Raw genomic sequence first — 16,739 nt, forward strand, 5'->3', positions numbered from 1 at the left:
ATTTCATGAATAAAAATAGAGGAATTTGGATTGTGATCGGAAGCATTCTGGTCATTGGGATTCTCATAACCCTTGCCACCTCCAGTTTTGTGAAAAGCAAGGAAAATGCTGGGGATTCTGCGGGAATCACCGGATTTTCAAGTTCTGAAATCCAGGATGCTCCTGAGGAAGCAAACGCCTACGGCGGAGCACCGGAATTGTTTTCCGCGGATATAGCAGTTCCCCAGGAAGCTCCTGCAGCGGGAGAGGAACCAATGCTTAGGAAAAACGGTCCGGCTGCTGCCGCAAAGGCTGAAACCGCTCCGGAAAATAAGTCTCAGCCGGCGGAAGCAGGACTGAGGATGAAAAGCGCTCCGGTTTCCGATCAGACAGAGCCTGTTCCTCAGGAGACCGAGAGTTCCGAAGAGGCTTCCATCGAAGAAACCGTCATGTCTCCCATAAATCCGGATACAAAAAACAGGACGCTTAACTCTGCTGCTTCTTCCGAGGGAGCCGCCTACTATCAGAAGCGTTTGCTGGATTTAGATGCCCAGATAAAAAAGATGCGGGAGGAATCAGGAGATTCCAATACCTATTCCATGAAGGCCCTGGTAGATAAAGAGCTAAAGCTTTGGAACAGGGAGCAGAATACCATTTATGCGGCTATTTCAGAAGGGCTTAACGAGGAAGACAGAAAAGACCTTGAAATCTCGCAGCAGGAATGGATCAAAGGCAGGGACGCAAAGGCAGAGGAGGCCGCTAAAAGGTACAGCGGCGGAAGCCTGGAAGAGCTTGAATACACCGCTTCTCTCACAGAGTCCACAAGGGCAAGGGCCTATGATCTGGTAGCGGAATATATGGATGTCCTATCCTCGGGAGAGGGACAGTAGAAAGTACGGTATTTGCCGTACTTTTTTATTTTCTGCAGGCAGTGAACCAGGCAAAGGAATGCCTGCAGCAAAAAAAATTCCATTGCAACATCTTGATAAATAAAATTCCTTATGATAGGATAGTAAAATGAGTGATACTATATGAATTTTCGGGAGGAAAAAAATATGACAGCAATATTCGCAAGTTTCCTGGGGACCGCAATCAAATTCCTGTTTTTCCTGTTCCTTGCATGGGGCGGAATCGTGTGCGGCAAGAAATACAGAGATCATAAAGATGCCGGGAATAACGGCAGCGTGACGAAAGAGACAAAATAGTAAACGGAGGACAGTAACGTGAAGAACTACGGTGTGAATGAACTGAGGAGAATGTTCCTTGAATTTTTTGAAAGCAAGGGACATCTGGCTATGAAAAGCTTTTCCCTGGTTCCGCATAATGATAACAGCTTGTTGTTGATCAACTCGGGCATGGCTCCCCTTAAGCCATATTTCACTGGCCAGGAAATTCCGCCAAGAAGAAGGGTGACTACCTGTCAGAAGTGTATCCGGACAGGGGATATTGAGAACGTAGGCAAGACAGCCCGCCATGGCACCTTCTTTGAGATGCTGGGAAACTTTTCCTTTGGGGACTATTTTAAGGATGAGGCCATTCACTGGTCATGGGAGTTTTTGACCGATGTGGTCGGACTTGACCCGGACAGGCTGTATCCATCCGTATATCTGGAAGATGATGAAGCCTTCGAAATCTGGAATAAGAAAATCGGCATTGCCCCTGAACGCATTTTCCGCTTTGGAAAGGCAGATAATTTCTGGGAGCACGGTGCAGGCCCCTGCGGTCCCTGTTCTGAGATTTATTACGACAGGGGAGAAAAGTATGGCTGCGGAAAATCGGATTGTACCGTTGGCTGTGACTGCGACCGCTATATGGAAGTGTGGAATAACGTATTCACACAGTTCGAAAATGACGGCCATGGAAACTATGAAGAATTAAAGCAGAAAAACATTGATACAGGCATGGGATTGGAACGTCTGGCCGTAGTGGTCCAGGATGTGGATTCCATCTTTGATGTGGATACTATTAAAGCTCTTTTAAACCGGGTTGCCGCACTGGCCCGTACAGAGTATAAAAAGGATGCGGATGTGGATGTATCCCTTCGGCTGATCACCGACCATATCCGTTCCTGTACCTTTATGATCTCTGACGGTATCATGCCTTCCAATGAAGGAAGGGGCTACGTTCTCCGCCGCCTCTTAAGAAGAGCTGCCCGCCACGGAAGGCTTTTAGGCATTGAAGGAAAGTTTCTTGCAGACTTATCCACCACCGTGATTCAGCTGTCCAAGGACGGATATCCGGAGCTGGAAGAAAAGAAAGCCATGATTTTAAAGGTTCTGACCCAGGAAGAAGACAAGTTCAATAAGACCATTGACCAGGGTCTTGCCATTCTTGGGGAACTGGAAGAGGAAATGATAAAAAAGAATGAAACAATCCTTTCCGGTGAGAATGCTTTTAAATTATATGATACCTACGGGTTCCCACTTGATCTGACCTTGGAGATTCTGGAAGAGAAGAAATTCGGAGTGGATGAAGAAGGCTTTAAGGCTGCCATGCAAAAGCAGAGAGAAACCGCAAGAAACGCCAGAAAGACCACCAATTATATGGGCGCTGACGTCACCGTTTATCAGTCCATTGATCCGTCCATAACAACGGAGTTCATTGGTTATGATAAGCTGACCTGCGAATCTAAGATCCTTGTCCTCACCTCAGAGACAGACATAGTAGAAGCTCTTACTGATGGTGAAACGGGAACCATTGTGACAGAGCAGACTGTGTTTTATGGCACAATGGGCGGTCAACAGGGCGATGTAGGCTGTATCGTAACGGATAAAGGCGAATTCAAGGTGGAAGATTCCATCCATTTACAGGGCGGAAAGGTCGGCCATGTAGGCAAAATGGTAAAAGGTATGCTCCAGACCGGCGATGTGGCTACTTTAAAGGTCTGTGAAGAAAACCGTCAGAATACGGGGAAAAACCACAGCGCCACTCATCTTCTCCAGAAAGCCTTAAGATCGGTTCTGGGCAGCCATGTGGAGCAGGCCGGTTCCTTTGTTGACGGGGACAAGCTGCGTTTCGACTTCACCCATTTCTCAGCCATGACGACCGAGGAGATCCATCAGGTGGAAACTCTTGTAAATGAGAAGATCAAGGAATCCCTTCCTGTAAAAACGGAAATCATGACATTAGAGGAAGCAAAAAAATCCGGTGCTATGGCACTGTTTGGGGAAAAATACGGAGATACGGTCCGCGTAGTAAAAATGGGAGATTTCTCCACAGAGCTTTGCGGCGGTACCCATATTAACAATACGGGAGTTATCGGTTCTTTTAAGATCCTGTCCGAAACCGGCATTGCAGCCGGTGTCAGGAGAATTGAAGCCTTGACAGGAGACGGTCTGATGCTTTATTATCAGGAGACTGAAAAAGAGCTTCATGAGGCGGCAAAAGCTGCCAAGACAACGCCTTCAGCTCTGACAGCAAAAATTGAATCCCTCTTAGAAGAGATAAAGTCCCTGCATTCTGAAAATGAAAAATTAAAGAGCAGGCTTGCAAAGGACTCCCTTGGAAATGTTATGGATCAGGTAAAAGAGGTTAAGGGAGTAAAAGTCCTTGCCACAAAAGTCCTTGATGTGGATATGAACGGGCTCCGCAATCTGGGGGATCAGCTGAAAGATAAATTAGGTGACGGAGTCATTGTAATCGCCTCCATTCAGGATGATAAGGTGAACTTGATGGCAGCTGTTACGGAAGAAGCCCAGAAGAAGGGGGCCCATGCAGGCAACCTGATTAAAGCCATTGCTTCCTTGGTTGGCGGCGGAGGCGGCGGACGTCCCAATATGGCTCAGGCAGGCGGAAAAAATCCGGCAGGTGTGGATGCATGCCTTGAAAAAGTTGGGGAAGTTGTTGCAGAGCAGCTGAACTGATATGTAAAATAATGAAAATTTTTCTTGACGTATGGCAAAATTATGCTATAATCATATCAGTGCTATAAAATACCCAAACAGTTGTATTATGCACAAGTACACAACTGGAGGGAGGTTAGGTGTGAGCTATGTCAAATGTTATCGTTAAAGACAACGAGACCTTAGATAGTGCTTTACGCAGATTCAAAAGAAACTGTGCAAAAGCAGGTATCCAGCAGGAAATTCGTAAAAGAGAACATTACGAAAAACCAAGCGTAAGACGTAAGAAAAAGTCTGAAGCTGCAAGAAAACGTAAATATAACTAATAGTTAAAAGATGAATCCCTGGTCCCGTTTTATCGTGACCAGGGGTTTTTTCGACTTTTAAGGCCTTAGAATTTTCCGCATCTGAATTGCATATAGTATAAAGGGGCCAAAAACCCTAAAGCAAGCTAATGGGTTTTTGGCCTCTTACAGCATTCGCCAGATGCAGGAATGGAAAATTCCTGCGCCCGGCTCATTGCTTGCAGAAATAAAAAGAGAGGGGCAGAAAAGGGATTATGTTTGAGGAATCAAAGGAAAAAGCAGCTTCCGCCTTAAAGCTTCCGAAGGATGTGGTTTTGGGAGAAGTGCTCGTATCTTTTCTGGGACGTCATAGCGTTGTAATAGAAAACTACCGTAGCATTATCCTGTATACAGACTGTTCCATCAAACTTCAGGCCAAAAACTGCCGTGTGGTCATCTGCGGAAGCAGGCTGATGATTGAGTATTACACCAATGAGGAGATGAAAATCAACGGTTATATAAAATCCCTGGAATTTGAATAATAAGGGAAACTGGAGGTGTAATATAGTGCTTGCATGGCTGAATCATTATTTATTCGGTTATCTTTCCATAGAAATGACCGGCTTTTCCCCTGAGCGTTTTCTAAATATGTGCAGCGTACATGAAATTGAATTATGGGAAGTCATAAATGCCGGGCATTCCTATCGGCTTTTTATGACTGTACAAGGGTTTCGGAAAATAAAGCCTCTCGTCCGTAAATCGAAGGTCAGACTTAGGATTTTAAAAAAGTTTGGACTTCCTTTTTTTTTATACAGGAACAAAAAGCGGAAGCTGTATGCTGCCGGGTTTATGAGCTTTTTTCTGATTCTTTATTCTCTTTCCCTGTTCATCTGGGATATTGAATTTGAAGGCAACAGGATGTATACCTATGACACCCTTTTAAAATTCTGTGAATCAGAAGAAATCCGATATGGCATGAGAAAATCCAAAATTGATTGTGACATTCTGGAAGAATCCTTCCGAAGCAAGTTTCCTGAAATAACCTGGGTGTCGGCAAGGGTATCAGGAACACGCCTTTTGGTTAAAATAAAAGAAAATGAAGTGCTGTCGGAAATTCCTGTAAAGGATGAAACTCCCTGTGACATTGTGGCAGAAAAAGACGGAGTGATCACCTCCATGATCGTGCGCAGCGGCGTTCCAATGGTCTCCATAGGCGATACAATAGAACAGGGGCAGGTTCTGGTCAGCGGCATTCTTCCCATTATCGGAGACAGTGAAGAGGTGATCAACACCCACTATGTGCGCTCTGATGGAGATATAACGGCCAGAACGGAATATCAATTCACAAGACAAATGCCCCTTTTTCGGAAAGTGGACGTGGAGACAGGAAAGGTCAGGAAAGGATATTATATGAAGGCTTTCGATTTATCCTTTCTTCTCATAAGGCCCAGACCAGAAGGAACTTCATGGAGACAGACCATGGAAGAAGAGCAGCTTCATTTATTTCAGAATTTCTATCTCCCCATTTATGTTGGTAAAATAACAGGGAGAGAATACATATCCTACGAGCGCCCTTACACAGAGGAAGAGAAAAAACAGCTGGCTGAGGATATGAACGAAAGGTACAAAAAAAATTTATTGGAAAAAGGGGTACAAATTCTGGAAAATCATGTTAAAATACTAGATAATGAATCTTTATGCCAGGTTGCCATAGATTTTGTGACCGAGGAGCCTGTTGGCAGGCCGGAGGCGCTGAAGATACAAAGAACAGAGGAACCGGAGGAGACAAATCATTCAAATGAGCGTAATTGAGACAATCATAGACATCCCAGCTGAACACGAGAAAAATGTTTGCGGACAGTTTGACAGTTACTTAAAGAAAATAGAACGGACCCTTCATGTTACCATGATCGGACGGGATGGGGCCCTTAAGATCATAGGACCGGAACAGATGGTCCAGAAAGCAAAAAGCGTATTTAGTAACCTGATTGAGCTTTCCAAGCGTGGGAATGCCATTACAGAGCAAAATGTAGATTATGCCCTCTCTCTGTCATTTTCTGAAAACGACAGCCAGATCCTGGAAATCGACAAGGACATTATCTGCAGGACCATCACCGGAAAGCCGGTAAAGCCCAAGACCCTTGGGCAAAAGCAGTATGTGGATCAGATCAGAAAAAAAATGGTCGTGTTCGGCATCGGGCCTGCCGGAACAGGCAAGACCTACCTTGCCATGGCAATGGCCATCCAGGCTTTTAAAAACGGGGAGGTAAACCGGATCATCCTGACCAGGCCTGCCATAGAGGCAGGTGAAAAGCTGGGCTTTCTTCCAGGAGATTTGCAAAGTAAAATAGATCCTTACTTAAGGCCCTTATATGACGCCCTTTATCAGATCATGGGAGCGGAGAGCTATCTTCACAACGCAGAAAAAGGCTTGATTGAGGTAGCTCCTCTGGCTTACATGAGAGGCCGTACCCTTGACAATGCCTATATTATCCTTGATGAAGCCCAGAACACCACACCGGCTCAGATGAAGATGTTCCTCACCAGAATCGGCTTTGGATCAAAGGTGATCGTAACAGGCGACCAGACGCAAAAGGACCTGCCTTCCGGAGCCGCGTCAGGACTTGACATGGCAATCCGCATATTAAAGAGAATTGATGACATTGGTTTCTGCCATTTGACCAGCAGCGACGTAGTTCGTCATCCTCTGGTACAGAAGATTGTACAGGCTTATGATGATTATGAATCAAAGAAAAAGCCGGCTGAACGAAAGGCAAAAGCCATTGGCGGCAGAAAGGCACGTTATGACGATTAATATTGAATATGAGGCGGAAAAAAAGCTGGACATCCCATATGAAGATATTATTAAAAGGGTGGTGGAGGATTCGCTGGATTATGAAAACTGCCCTTATGAAGCTGAGGTCAATGTACTCATTACCGGCAACGAAGATATCCGCCAGATCAATCAGGAATACCGGAATATAGACAGCCCAACGGATGTCCTTTCCTTTCCGATGGTTGATTATGAAAGACCTTCTGATTTTGAGCGTCTGGAAGAGACGGGAGATGACTGCTTTCACCCGGAATCAGGAGAACTTTTGCTGGGAGATATTGTAATATCTGTAGATAAGATAGAAGAACAGGCAGAAAAATACGGTCATTCCCAAATAAGGGAACTTGCTTTTTTAGTCGCTCACAGCATGCTTCATCTGTGCGGCTATGATCACATGGAAGACGAAGAGCGTTTGATCATGGAAAAGAAGCAGGAGGAAATCTTAAGCCTGGGAGGATATACGAGATGATGAAAAGGGTATGGTTAGGGTTCGCCGGTATCATTGTTTCTGCCGTTTTTTTATTCGGCTGCAGTAAAAAATATGAGGAGGTATGGGTCTCGGAACAATCTGTGGAAACCTCCGGGGCTGGGGAAACAAAAGAAATCAAGATCAGCAGCACCACAGAAGCGGCCGATGGGCCGGAGGCGAATTCCGGTGAATACTATACCTTTGAAGAGCGCACCGAAAAGGACGGGAAGATACGAAGCTATCTTACCGGGGAGATGGTCAGCACTGCCATCGGGAACCGGAGGCCGGTGGCAGTCATGATGAGCAATGACAAAGAGGCTCTTCCCCAATATGGAATCAACCGGGCAGGGGTGGTTTATGAAGCGCCGGCAGAAGGGGGAATGAACCGCTACATGGCTATCATGGAAAATTACGATGATCTGGACCGGATCGGTTCCGTTAGAAGCTGCCGCACCTACTATACATATTTTGCCCGTGAATTTGATGCTATTTATGCCCACTACGGTCAAAGCACCTTTGCAAAGCCTTATCTGGCCAATGTGGATAACATCAATGGGCTGGATGCCATCGGCACGGTGGCCTATTTTCGTACCAAGGACCGGAAATCCCCCCATAACGCCTATACCAGCGGAGAGCGGTTAAGCAAAGCCATCCTGCAGCTTGGTTACACGGAATCCTATGATACGTCCTACCACGGCCACTACCGCTTTGCAAAAGACGGCCGTAAGGTGACTCTTGAAGGAGCAAACAGTGTCAGCGATGCTTATAAGGTTTATCCGGGTTATGTGCTCAACAAGCCCTGGTTTGAATATCACGAGGATGACGGGCTTTACTACCGGTACCAGTATGGGGCCCCCCACAAGGGAGATGAAGGACAGATCAAGGTTAAGAACATCATCCTGCAGTACTGCCCTTCCGCCCATTATGCAACGACAGAGTATCTAAACATCAACGTACAGGATGACTCTTATGGCTGTTACGTGACGGAAGGCCGTTCCATCCCCATAAAGTGGACTAAGGAAGGAGAGTTCGGCCCAACACATTATTACGACATGGAGAATAACGAGATTATCCTGAACCAGGGAAAAACCTGGGTGTGCATTATTTCCGCACAGGATTCTCCCAATGTGAAATTATATGGAAAAGAATAGGACAAGCAGAAAACCAACAAAGAAGGGAGCCTCCAATTTCCTGATCCAGGGCGTTATCCTTGCGGTGGCAGGGATCATCGTCCGGGTCATTGGCATGTTTTACCGTATTCCTCTTGCAGATATTTTGGGGAATGAAGGAAACGGTTATTACAGCTCTGCATTTACGATTTATTCCCTTCTTCTGATCATATCCTCCTACAGCCTGCCTACGGCGGTGTCCAAGATGATTGCCACCAGGCTGGCCAGAAAGGAATACCGCAACTCCGTCAGGGTGTTAAAGGTTGCCCTGTTTTACGGAACCGTGGCAGGAGGGCTGGGAGCCGCTGTGCTCTGGTTTGGAGCAGATATATTTGCCAGCCGTTTCTTAAAAATGCCTTATACCTTCTATGCCTTAAAAACCCTGGCTCCTACCATCTGGGTGATCGCCTATCTTGGGGTGTTCCGCGGCTATTTCCAGGGAATCGGAACCATGCTTCCCACAGCCATATCCCAGGTGCTGGAGCAGATCGTCAATGCGGTCATCAGCGTCTATGCGGCCTCAAGGCTGTTTCAGGCAGGGATTAAGTCCAATCTGGTTCATGGGTCCACAGAATACTCCTTTGCCCTTGGAGCGGCGGGAGGGACCATTGGAACAGGGGCAGGGGCTGTGGCTGCCCTGCTGTTTCTCCTGTTTATTTTATTCAGCTATTTGCCGATCGTAAAAAAGCAGGCAAGAAGGGACAGGACAAGACGCCGGGAATCCTATGGGGAGCTTTCCGGCGCCCTTTTCATGACAGTCTTTCCCATAGTATTAAGCAGTGTGGCATATAACATCAGCACGGTTATCGACAACAGCATTTATGGGAACGGTATGACGGCCATGGGAATGGGAGCTTCGGAGATCGCTTCCAACTGGGGCGTTACAGGGAAGTACCAGCTTCTTTTTAACATTCCGGTGGCAATTGCCAATTCCCTTTCCTCCGCCCTCATCCCCTCTCTTTCCAGGGCAATGGCAGAAGGGCAGAGGGGGCAGTTAAAAAGCAAGGTCTCCATGGTGATCCGTTTTTCCATGCTCATTGCCATACCGGCTACGGTGGGCCTTACTGTTCTGGCAGGGCCCATCTGCAATCTGTTGTTCAGCAGAAATGACAACTCAGCCCTTATTAAGATGATGATATACGGATCCTCGGCAGTGGTATTTTTCTCTCTTTCCACAGTGACCAACGGAGTGCTCCAGGGAATCAACCGGATGCAGGTTCCCTTAAGAAATGCGGTCATTTCCCTGATCCTCCACGTGATAATTCTGTGTGTCATGCTTTTTGGATTTAAGATGGGGATCTACAGCGTGGTGTATTCCAACATCCTGTTTGCGTTTACCATGTGTATTTTAAACGGGGCTGCGATACGAAGATTTTTAAATTACAGGCAGGAAATGAAGAAAACATTTATTCTTCCAATCCTGGCTTCCGGGGTCATGGGAGCGGCTGCTTACGGCACCTATTTCCTGGTGCATTTGACCTTAAAGCGCAATGTGTTTGGTGTACTTTCCGCCATAGCAGTGGCTGTGGTGGTTTATGGGATTCTCCTTTTAAAACTGCGCTGTGTGGACGAATCGGAGCTTTTAAGCGTGCCGGGAGGGAAGAAGCTGGTGCGCATTGCAAGAAAATTCCATCTTTTGTGATTAAAACCCAGGAAGAAGGCAGATACTATACTTACTTGAAGGAGGTATCATCTCATGAAGAAGTATATGTTCTGCTTTCTTTTGTTCGTAGCGGCATCTGCCATCTGCCTGGGGATCGGGTTTGCCATTACAAAGGACAGCGTAAGGCCTGAGGAAGCCCTGCCTGGGGCGACCATAGAAACAGAAACTGTGACGGAAGCGCAGATCGTAATAAACCAGGAAGAGGAACAGGCCGAGCCGGTAAATGCAACGGGTAAGGAAAAATATTATCTTGTTTCAGAGGACGGATATCTTCTCGTCCTCTACCAGGATAAAACAACCATCTGTCTTTATACCCATATGCCCATCACCGATTTCCCTGAGGAAGAACGGGGAAAATTGATGGAAGGTATATGGTTTTCTTCCATGATTGAGGTATTTAATTATCTGGAATCCTATACAAGCTAAAGAAACACTTGAAATAAAGGGACAAACTGGATACAATAGGTCTGTCTGAGGATACAGGAGGATTTTATGAAACAACAGGTAATCATCGTAGGAGCAGGAGCTTCCGGTCTGACAGCGGCGATCCAGGCGGCCAGACAGGGCGCTTCTGTTACCGTTTTAGAACATACAGCCAAGCCGGGAAAAAAACTTCTTTCCACGGGAAATGGAAAATGCAATTTAACCAATCTGATGATCCCTGACGGAGCTTACCGTGGAGGCCGGCCGGAATTTATAAAAAGGGTGCTGGAAAATATCACTGTGGAACAGACTCTGGAATTTTTCCGGGATCTTGGTCTTGTCCTTACTGACAGGAACGGATATGTTTATCCAAATTCCGGACAGGCTGCCTCCGTTCTGGAAGCTCTTCTCTTTGAATTGGACCACTTAGGGGTTTCCATAGTTACAGACTGTCAGGTAGAGGAAATAAGGAAGGATTTGTCCCTTGTGACTTCCTTGGGAAAGAAGCGGGCAGATGCCGTTATTTTAGCCGCAGGCTCTATGGCGGCTCCTAAAACAGGCTCGGATGGAAGCGGTTATGAGCTGGCAAAGGCTCTTGGCCACACCATCGTAAAACCACTGCCTGCCCTGGTACAGCTTAGGTGCAGGGAAAAATGGTACAAGCAGATGGCCGGAGTCAGGACAGAGGCCTGCGTGACCCTTAAAATAGATGGAAAAACAGTGGCAGCCGACCGGGGAGAGCTTCAGCTTACGGATTACGGAATTTCCGGCATTCCGGTCTTCCAGATCAGCCGCTTTGCTGCCAGAGGACTGGATGCCGGCCGGCCGGTGACAGCGGAGCTGGATTTCCTCCCTTCCATGGATTTTAACCATACCCGGCAGTTTCTTGAGGAACGGGTAAAGCGTTTCAGCTGCCGGCCGGCAGAGGAATTTTTAAACGGCGTATTAAATCATAAGCTGGCTAGGATCCTGTTAAAGGAAGCCGATGTGGGAAGCAATGGCATTGTCAAAGATATCAGGCCTGCCCAGATAAAAAAGCTGGCTTCTGTCTTAAAGAAACTGGAAACAGAGATCATTGCCGCCAATTCCTTTGATCAGGCCCAGGTGTGCAGCGGTGGCGTTGATACCGGGGAAGTGGATCCGGATACCATGGAATCAAAACTTATTAAGGGGCTTTACCTGGCAGGAGAAATCCTTGATGTTGACGGCATTTGCGGAGGCTATAACCTTCAGTGGGCATGGTCTTGCGGCATACTGGCAGGTACTTGCGCGGGAAGAGGAATGTCCTGCGGACATATGCCCCATAAACCGGGGCGGGTTTTGCCTAAAGAACATGGGCGCAGTGTGGCCCAGGGAAGATGCCACAGAGGCATCTGACCGAGGTCAGAAACAAGAAAAATGAGGAAAACAATGATAAGAATTAATCAATTAAAGCTGCCTGTGGATCATACCCAAGAAGCCTTATGGGCAAAGGCGGCAAAAGCATTAAAAATTCCGGTAAAGGATATCCGTTCCATTCAAATAATAAAACAGTCTGTTGATGCCAGAAAAAAAGAGGACATCCATTTTACTTACTCCATTGACGTGGAGACCGAAAAAGAAGAGTCTGTGGTACATAAAGCGAAGAGCAGAGATATTGGGATATCGGAAAAAAAGGAATATGTGTTTCCAAAGCCTGGAACGAAAAAAATGACTGACAGGCCGGTGATCATCGGAACCGGACCGGCCGGACTTTTCTGCGGGATCATGCTGGCAAGGCATGGGTATCAGCCCCTGCTTCTGGAACGGGGTGAGTCCGTGGAAAAGCGCATGGAGGCTGTGGACTTATTCTGGAAGGGCGGAATGTTAAGGCCTGATTGCAATGTGCAGTTTGGAGAGGGAGGAGCAGGCACCTTTTCCGACGGAAAGCTGAATACTCTTGTAAAAGATCCTCTTATGAGGAACCGGAAGGTATTGGAGCTTTTCGTGGAATTCGGGGCAGACCCTTCTATTCTCTATGTAAATAAACCCCATATAGGCACCGATGTTTTAAGCGGCATTGTCAAAGGGATGAGAGAGGAAATCATCCGCCTTGGGGGAGAGGTCCGTTTTAACAGCACTGTGACCGATTTTATAATAGAAGATAACAGGCTGCATGGGGTTGTGATCAATGAAAAGGAACGGATCATGGCAGAGGTTCTTGTGCTGGCCATCGGGCACAGCGCCAGGGATACCTTTGAAATCCTGAATAAAAGAAAAGTTCCCATGGAAGCAAAAGCCTTTGCAGTAGGCTTAAGGATCCAGCATCCTCAGGAAAGCATAAACCGTTCTCAGTATGGGACCGGAAGCCACCCTATACTTGGCCCTGCGGATTACAAGCTGACCCATCAGTGTACAAAGGGAAGAGGGGTTTATACCTTCTGCATGTGTCCGGGAGGATATGTGGTCAACGCTTCCTCTGAGGAAAAAAGGCTTGCAGTAAACGGAATGAGTTATCACAAAAGGGATGGTGTGAATGCCAACAGCGCTTTGATCGTTACCGTAACACCCGAAGACTTTGGAAATACAACCCCTCTTGCCGGTATCGCTTATCAAAGGCAGTTGGAAGAGGCGGCTTTTTTAAGCTGCAGCGGAAAAATTCCGGTTCAGCTTTACGGGGATTTTAAAAAGAATCAGCCTTCAAAAGACTTTGGCAGTGTGGAACCCGCTTTTAAAGGCGCCTGTGGATTTGCCAATATAAGAGAGTTTCTTCCCGAATATTTATCAGAATCTCTCATTGAGGGTGTGGAGGCCTTTGATCACCGGATCCGTGGCTTTTCCAGGCCCGATGCCATTTTGGCCGGCGTGGAAAGCAGGACTTCTTCCCCGGTCAGGATCCCCAGAGATGAAGCTTTTGAATGCAGCGTAAAAGGAATCTATCCCTGCGGAGAAGGTGCAGGATATGCGGGGGGGATCACTTCTGCGGCAATGGATGGCCTGAAGGTAGCGGAAGCCATTGCTACCGGATTTCAAGGGTTTCCTTTATAAATTGACGAAATCATAAAAATGATGTAAGATATGAAACAAAAAGAATTACAGAAAGCAGATGATAATGAAGATGAACGTCGAGGAACGAGAGAAACTAAAAGACAAAAAAAGGATTGTAATAAAGATAGGGTCCTCATCCTTAACCCATGCCTACACCGGGGATCTGAACCTGATGAAAATCGAAAAACTGGTTCGTGTAATCAGTGACTTAAAGGGGCAGGGGAAACAGGTGGTTTTGGTTTCCTCCGGTGCCATCGCAGCAGGACGCCAGGCTCTGGGACACCATACCAGGCCTGTTACCATATCGGAAAAGCAGGCATTTGCCGCTGTGGGCCAGGCCAGGCTCATGATGGTGTACCAGAAGCTTTTTGCAGAATACAATCAAATAGCTGCACAAGTCCTGTTAACCAAAAATACTATGGTTAATGACAGCAACCGTTACAATGCCCAGAACACCTTTGATGAACTTTTAAAACTTGGAACCATCCCCGTTGTCAATGAAAACGATACCGTATCCACCTCCGAAATTCCTCTGGTGGATAATTTCGGCGATAATGACCGGCTGTCTGCCATTGTAGCCGCTCTAATAGGGGCAGATCTTTTAATATTATTATCGGATATTGACGGCCTGTATTCCGATGACCCAAGACAAAACCCGGAAGCAGAATTTATCGGACTGGTTAGGGAAATCACTCCCAAGCTTCTGGATATGGGAAAATCCACCTCAGGAAGCGATGTGGGTACCGGAGGCATGGCTGCGAAGCTGGCTGCCGCCCGTATTGCTACGGACAGCGGCTGCGATATGGTCATTGCCAACGGAGACCAGGTGGAGGCCATCAGTCAGATCGTGGAGGGAGAAGAAAAGGGAACCCTGTTCCTGGCTCATCCAAACCATGACTTTGACCTGATGGACTATATTAATCACGAGTATTAAGGAGAACTTATGAATCAGGAAAAAATCGACCGGATCAATACACTTTATCATAAATCAAAGTCAGTAGGATTAACAGAAAAAGAGGCTGCAGAGCAGGCTGCTTTGCGGAGGGAGTATATTGAAGCCATCCGCAATAGTTTACGGGGAAATTTAAACAATATTTCCATTGAGGAGAAAGACGGTACCATAACGGATCTGGGTAAAAAATATGGAAAAGTCGGCGAAGAATGATATCAGGATATTCGTAAAAGAGCAGCGTATGGCTTTGGAGACAACAGCCGAGTGCGTTTGGAATGATTCCATCTGCCGGCAGCTTTTAAGCATTGATGATATCCTCAGGGCTTTTTGTGTTTACTGCTATGTATCCTTTCGCCGGGAAGCGGGGACCTGGAGGTTCATGGAGAGTTTATTAAAGCAGGGAAAATGCGTAGCTGTGCCAAAGGTCGTTGGAAGAGACCTGGAATTTTATTCCATTTCCGGAAAAACCGATCTGGAGGAAGGCGTCATGGGAATTATGGAACCAAAGTCATCCTGTTTAAGAGTTCATGACCCGCAAGCTCCTGTTATTGTTCCCGGAATTGCTTTTGACAGGTACGGAAACCGGATCGGTTATGGAGGCGGATATTATGACCGTTTTTTTGAGAGGGAACCAGATCATCCCCGCATTGCCATAGCCTACGGCTTTCAGATCTTTGACCATATTCCGACGGAACCTCATGACAAACGTGTGGACCGGATTATCACTCCTTAAGGATTAAGGAAATATCCTGCCCAAAGTTCATGGACAATAATAAGGAAACACCCTGCGGGTATACCTTTATGCCCAAAGTTCATGGACAATAATAAGGAAAGGATTGGAGGAGGCTTTTATGACGATTACTGAGATGGGAAAGACAGCAAAAGAAACAGCCGGAATCATAGGGATTCTTGGTTCGGCAAAAAAGAATGAAGGCTTAAAGGCAGCGGCGGCTGCTCTGCTGGAAGGAGAAGTTGAAATCCTCACCGCAAATCAGGAGGACGTCATTAAGGCAGCTGCTTCCGGGATGAGCGCCGGACTGATTGACCGTCTGGAACTGACTCCTGCGAGAGTAGAAGCCATGGCTGACGGACTTTTGTCCGTGGCCGCACTGGATGACCCGGTGGGAGAGGTGCTTTCCATGAAAGTACGCCCCAATGGCCTTACCATCGGCCAGAAGCGGGTTCCTTTGGGCGTTGTAGGCATTATATACGAGGCCAGGCCTAATGTGACCGCTGATGCCTTTGGACTATGCTTTAAAGCGGGAAATGCCGTGATCTTAAAGGGCGGAAGTGATGCCCTGGAATCCAATAAGGCCATTGTAAAATGGCTTCGGACCGGCCTTAGGAATGCAGGTCTTCCGGAAGATGCCATACAGCTCATTACTGACACAGACAGGGAAGTGACAAAGGAATTCATGCGGCTCAGGGAATATGTGGATGTGCTGATTCCAAGAGGAGGCGCAGGATTAATAAAAACCGTTGTGGATAACAGCACTATTCCGGTCATTGAAACAGGAACCGGGAATTGTCACATTTTTGTCGACAAATCTGCTGATTTTGATATGGCCCTGGATATTATTTTCAACGCAAAAACACAGAGGATCGGCGTGTGCAATGCCTGTGAGTCCCTTGTCATTCACAGAGACATAGCGCCTCAGTTTTTGCCTTTATTGAAAGAAAGGCTTTCTTTAAAATCCGTTGAGATCCGAGGAGATGAGGAGGCCTGTGCCATGGCAGAAGGCTTTGTACCGGCAACAGAAGACGATTGGGGCCGTGAATACTTAGACTATATCCTGTCCTTAAAGATTGTTGGTTCTGCGGAAGAGGCTATTTCTCACATTAACCGCTATAACACCAAACATTCTGAATCCATCATTACGTCAGACTATAGTAATGCCCAGAAGTTTTTAAATGAAATTGATGCGGCAGCCGTTTATGTCAATGCATCCACCCGATTTACTGACGGATTTGAATTTGGCTTTGGTGCGGAAATCGGCATCAGTACTCAAAAGCTCCATGCTAGAGGCCCCATGGGTCTTAAGGAACTGACAACAACCAAATATATCATATATGGTGACGGTCAGGTACGTCCATAGCCTGCATGTTTGCCCTTATAACA

The 16,739-nt window shown here is 46.7% G+C and carries 17 protein-coding genes; all 17 read left to right on the forward strand.

The annotated features are described in order from the left end of the window. Positions 1–5: 5 nt before the first annotated feature. The 17 genes from K401_RS0124235 (at position 6) to K401_RS0124315 (ending at position 16,716) form a co-directional block, all read left to right on the forward strand. The gene (locus K401_RS0124235; RefSeq protein ID WP_024295375.1) at positions 6–869 is read left to right on the forward strand and encodes a lysozyme inhibitor LprI family protein; all 864 of its coding nucleotides are present in this window, start codon (positions 6–8) and stop codon (positions 867–869) included. A 165-nt stretch (positions 870–1,034) separates the two neighbouring features. Beyond that, complete coding sequence (locus tag K401_RS33280; RefSeq protein ID WP_166435294.1) at positions 1,035–1,184, forward strand: hypothetical protein; 150 nt, start codon at positions 1,035–1,037, stop codon at positions 1,182–1,184. A 51-nt stretch (positions 1,185–1,235) separates the two neighbouring features. Then, positions 1,236–3,842 carry an alanine--tRNA ligase gene (gene alaS / locus K401_RS0124245; RefSeq protein WP_051153070.1) on the forward strand — a complete coding sequence of 869 codons (2,607 nt, stop codon included), beginning with the start codon at positions 1,236–1,238 and terminating at the stop codon, positions 3,840–3,842. Positions 3,843–3,970: 128 nt separating this feature from the next. Beyond that, a complete protein-coding gene (gene rpsU, locus K401_RS0124250) occupies positions 3,971–4,147 on the forward strand; it encodes a 30S ribosomal protein S21 (protein ID WP_008975787.1) in 177 nt (58 codons plus the stop codon). Between the two features lie 233 nt (positions 4,148–4,380). After that, entirely contained in the window at positions 4,381–4,647 is a 267-nt protein-coding gene (locus K401_RS0124255) for a YabP/YqfC family sporulation protein (protein ID WP_024295377.1), read from the forward strand. A gap of 25 nt (positions 4,648–4,672) precedes the next feature. Next, positions 4,673–5,917: a sporulation protein YqfD gene (gene yqfD, locus K401_RS0124260; protein WP_024295378.1), complete on the forward strand. Its 1,245-nt coding sequence runs from the start codon at positions 4,673–4,675 to the stop codon at positions 5,915–5,917. Further along, positions 5,904–6,920, forward strand: a complete 1,017-nt coding sequence (locus tag K401_RS0124265; RefSeq protein ID WP_024295379.1) for a PhoH family protein — start codon at positions 5,904–5,906, stop codon at positions 6,918–6,920. Before yqfD ends, K401_RS0124265 begins: the two co-directional genes overlap by 14 nt. Continuing rightward, positions 6,910–7,407 (forward strand): rRNA maturation RNase YbeY, encoded by a 498-nt coding sequence (gene ybeY, locus K401_RS0124270; RefSeq protein ID WP_024295380.1) that lies wholly within the window; start codon positions 6,910–6,912, stop codon positions 7,405–7,407. Before K401_RS0124265 ends, ybeY begins: the two co-directional genes overlap by 11 nt. After that, on the forward strand, positions 7,404–8,558 hold the full coding sequence (locus tag K401_RS0124275) for a DUF3048 domain-containing protein (protein ID WP_024295381.1): 1,155 nt from the start codon (positions 7,404–7,406) through the stop codon (positions 8,556–8,558). The genes ybeY and K401_RS0124275 overlap by 4 nt, the downstream gene beginning before the upstream one ends. Then, a complete protein-coding gene (locus K401_RS0124280) occupies positions 8,545–10,218 on the forward strand; it encodes a putative polysaccharide biosynthesis protein (protein ID WP_024295382.1) in 1,674 nt (557 codons plus the stop codon). Before K401_RS0124275 ends, K401_RS0124280 begins: the two co-directional genes overlap by 14 nt. 54 nt (positions 10,219–10,272) lie before the next feature. Next, the gene (locus tag K401_RS0124285) at positions 10,273–10,665 is read left to right on the forward strand and encodes a hypothetical protein (protein ID WP_024295383.1); all 393 of its coding nucleotides are present in this window, start codon (positions 10,273–10,275) and stop codon (positions 10,663–10,665) included. Between the two features lie 66 nt (positions 10,666–10,731). After that, a complete protein-coding gene (locus K401_RS0124290) occupies positions 10,732–12,039 on the forward strand; it encodes a BaiN/RdsA family NAD(P)/FAD-dependent oxidoreductase (protein ID WP_024295384.1) in 1,308 nt (435 codons plus the stop codon). Between the two features lie 33 nt (positions 12,040–12,072). Beyond that, entirely contained in the window at positions 12,073–13,668 is a 1,596-nt protein-coding gene (locus K401_RS0124295) for an NAD(P)/FAD-dependent oxidoreductase (protein WP_024295385.1), read from the forward strand. Between the two features lie 70 nt (positions 13,669–13,738). Beyond that, a complete protein-coding gene (gene proB / locus K401_RS0124300; protein ID WP_024295386.1) occupies positions 13,739–14,602 on the forward strand; it encodes a glutamate 5-kinase in 864 nt (287 codons plus the stop codon). Between the two features lie 9 nt (positions 14,603–14,611). Next, positions 14,612–14,833 (forward strand): DUF896 domain-containing protein, encoded by a 222-nt coding sequence (locus tag K401_RS0124305; protein ID WP_024295387.1) that lies wholly within the window; start codon positions 14,612–14,614, stop codon positions 14,831–14,833. Then, entirely contained in the window at positions 14,811–15,353 is a 543-nt protein-coding gene (locus tag K401_RS0124310) for a 5-formyltetrahydrofolate cyclo-ligase (RefSeq protein ID WP_024295388.1), read from the forward strand. The genes K401_RS0124305 and K401_RS0124310 overlap by 23 nt, the downstream gene beginning before the upstream one ends. Positions 15,354–15,471: 118 nt before the next feature. After that, a complete protein-coding gene (locus K401_RS0124315) occupies positions 15,472–16,716 on the forward strand; it encodes a glutamate-5-semialdehyde dehydrogenase (protein WP_024295389.1) in 1,245 nt (414 codons plus the stop codon). Positions 16,717–16,739: the final 23 nt, after the last annotated feature.

The sequence above is a fragment of the Lacrimispora indolis DSM 755 genome (genome assembly GCF_000526995.1).
Taxonomy (GTDB): Bacteria; Bacillota; Clostridia; order Lachnospirales; family Lachnospiraceae; genus Lacrimispora; species Lacrimispora indolis.

Excerpts from the sequence above, each read along its gene's own strand:
- K401_RS0124235 (WP_024295375.1), top strand. The coding sequence starts at position 6 with ATGAATAAAAATAGAGGAATTTGGATTGTGATCGGAAGCATTCTGGTC.
- K401_RS33280 (WP_166435294.1), top strand. The coding sequence starts at position 1,035 with ATGACAGCAATATTCGCAAGTTTCCTGGGGACCGCAATCAAATTCCTG.
- alaS (WP_051153070.1), top strand. The coding sequence starts at position 1,236 with ATGTTCCTTGAATTTTTTGAAAGCAAGGGACATCTGGCTATGAAAAGC.
- rpsU (WP_008975787.1), top strand. The coding sequence starts at position 3,971 with ATGTCAAATGTTATCGTTAAAGACAACGAGACCTTAGATAGTGCTTTA.
- K401_RS0124255 (WP_024295377.1), top strand. The coding sequence starts at position 4,381 with ATGTTTGAGGAATCAAAGGAAAAAGCAGCTTCCGCCTTAAAGCTTCCG.
- K401_RS0124265 (WP_024295379.1), top strand. The coding sequence starts at position 5,904 with ATGAGCGTAATTGAGACAATCATAGACATCCCAGCTGAACACGAGAAA.
- ybeY (WP_024295380.1), top strand. The coding sequence starts at position 6,910 with ATGACGATTAATATTGAATATGAGGCGGAAAAAAAGCTGGACATCCCA.
- K401_RS0124275 (WP_024295381.1), top strand. The coding sequence starts at position 7,404 with ATGATGAAAAGGGTATGGTTAGGGTTCGCCGGTATCATTGTTTCTGCC.
- K401_RS0124280 (WP_024295382.1), top strand. The coding sequence starts at position 8,545 with ATGGAAAAGAATAGGACAAGCAGAAAACCAACAAAGAAGGGAGCCTCC.
- K401_RS0124285 (WP_024295383.1), top strand. The coding sequence starts at position 10,273 with ATGAAGAAGTATATGTTCTGCTTTCTTTTGTTCGTAGCGGCATCTGCC.
- K401_RS0124290 (WP_024295384.1), top strand. The coding sequence starts at position 10,732 with ATGAAACAACAGGTAATCATCGTAGGAGCAGGAGCTTCCGGTCTGACA.
- K401_RS0124295 (WP_024295385.1), top strand. The coding sequence starts at position 12,073 with ATGATAAGAATTAATCAATTAAAGCTGCCTGTGGATCATACCCAAGAA.
- proB (WP_024295386.1), top strand. The coding sequence starts at position 13,739 with ATGAACGTCGAGGAACGAGAGAAACTAAAAGACAAAAAAAGGATTGTA.
- K401_RS0124305 (WP_024295387.1), top strand. The coding sequence starts at position 14,612 with ATGAATCAGGAAAAAATCGACCGGATCAATACACTTTATCATAAATCA.
- K401_RS0124310 (WP_024295388.1), top strand. The coding sequence starts at position 14,811 with ATGGAAAAGTCGGCGAAGAATGATATCAGGATATTCGTAAAAGAGCAG.
- K401_RS0124315 (WP_024295389.1), top strand. The coding sequence starts at position 15,472 with ATGACGATTACTGAGATGGGAAAGACAGCAAAAGAAACAGCCGGAATC.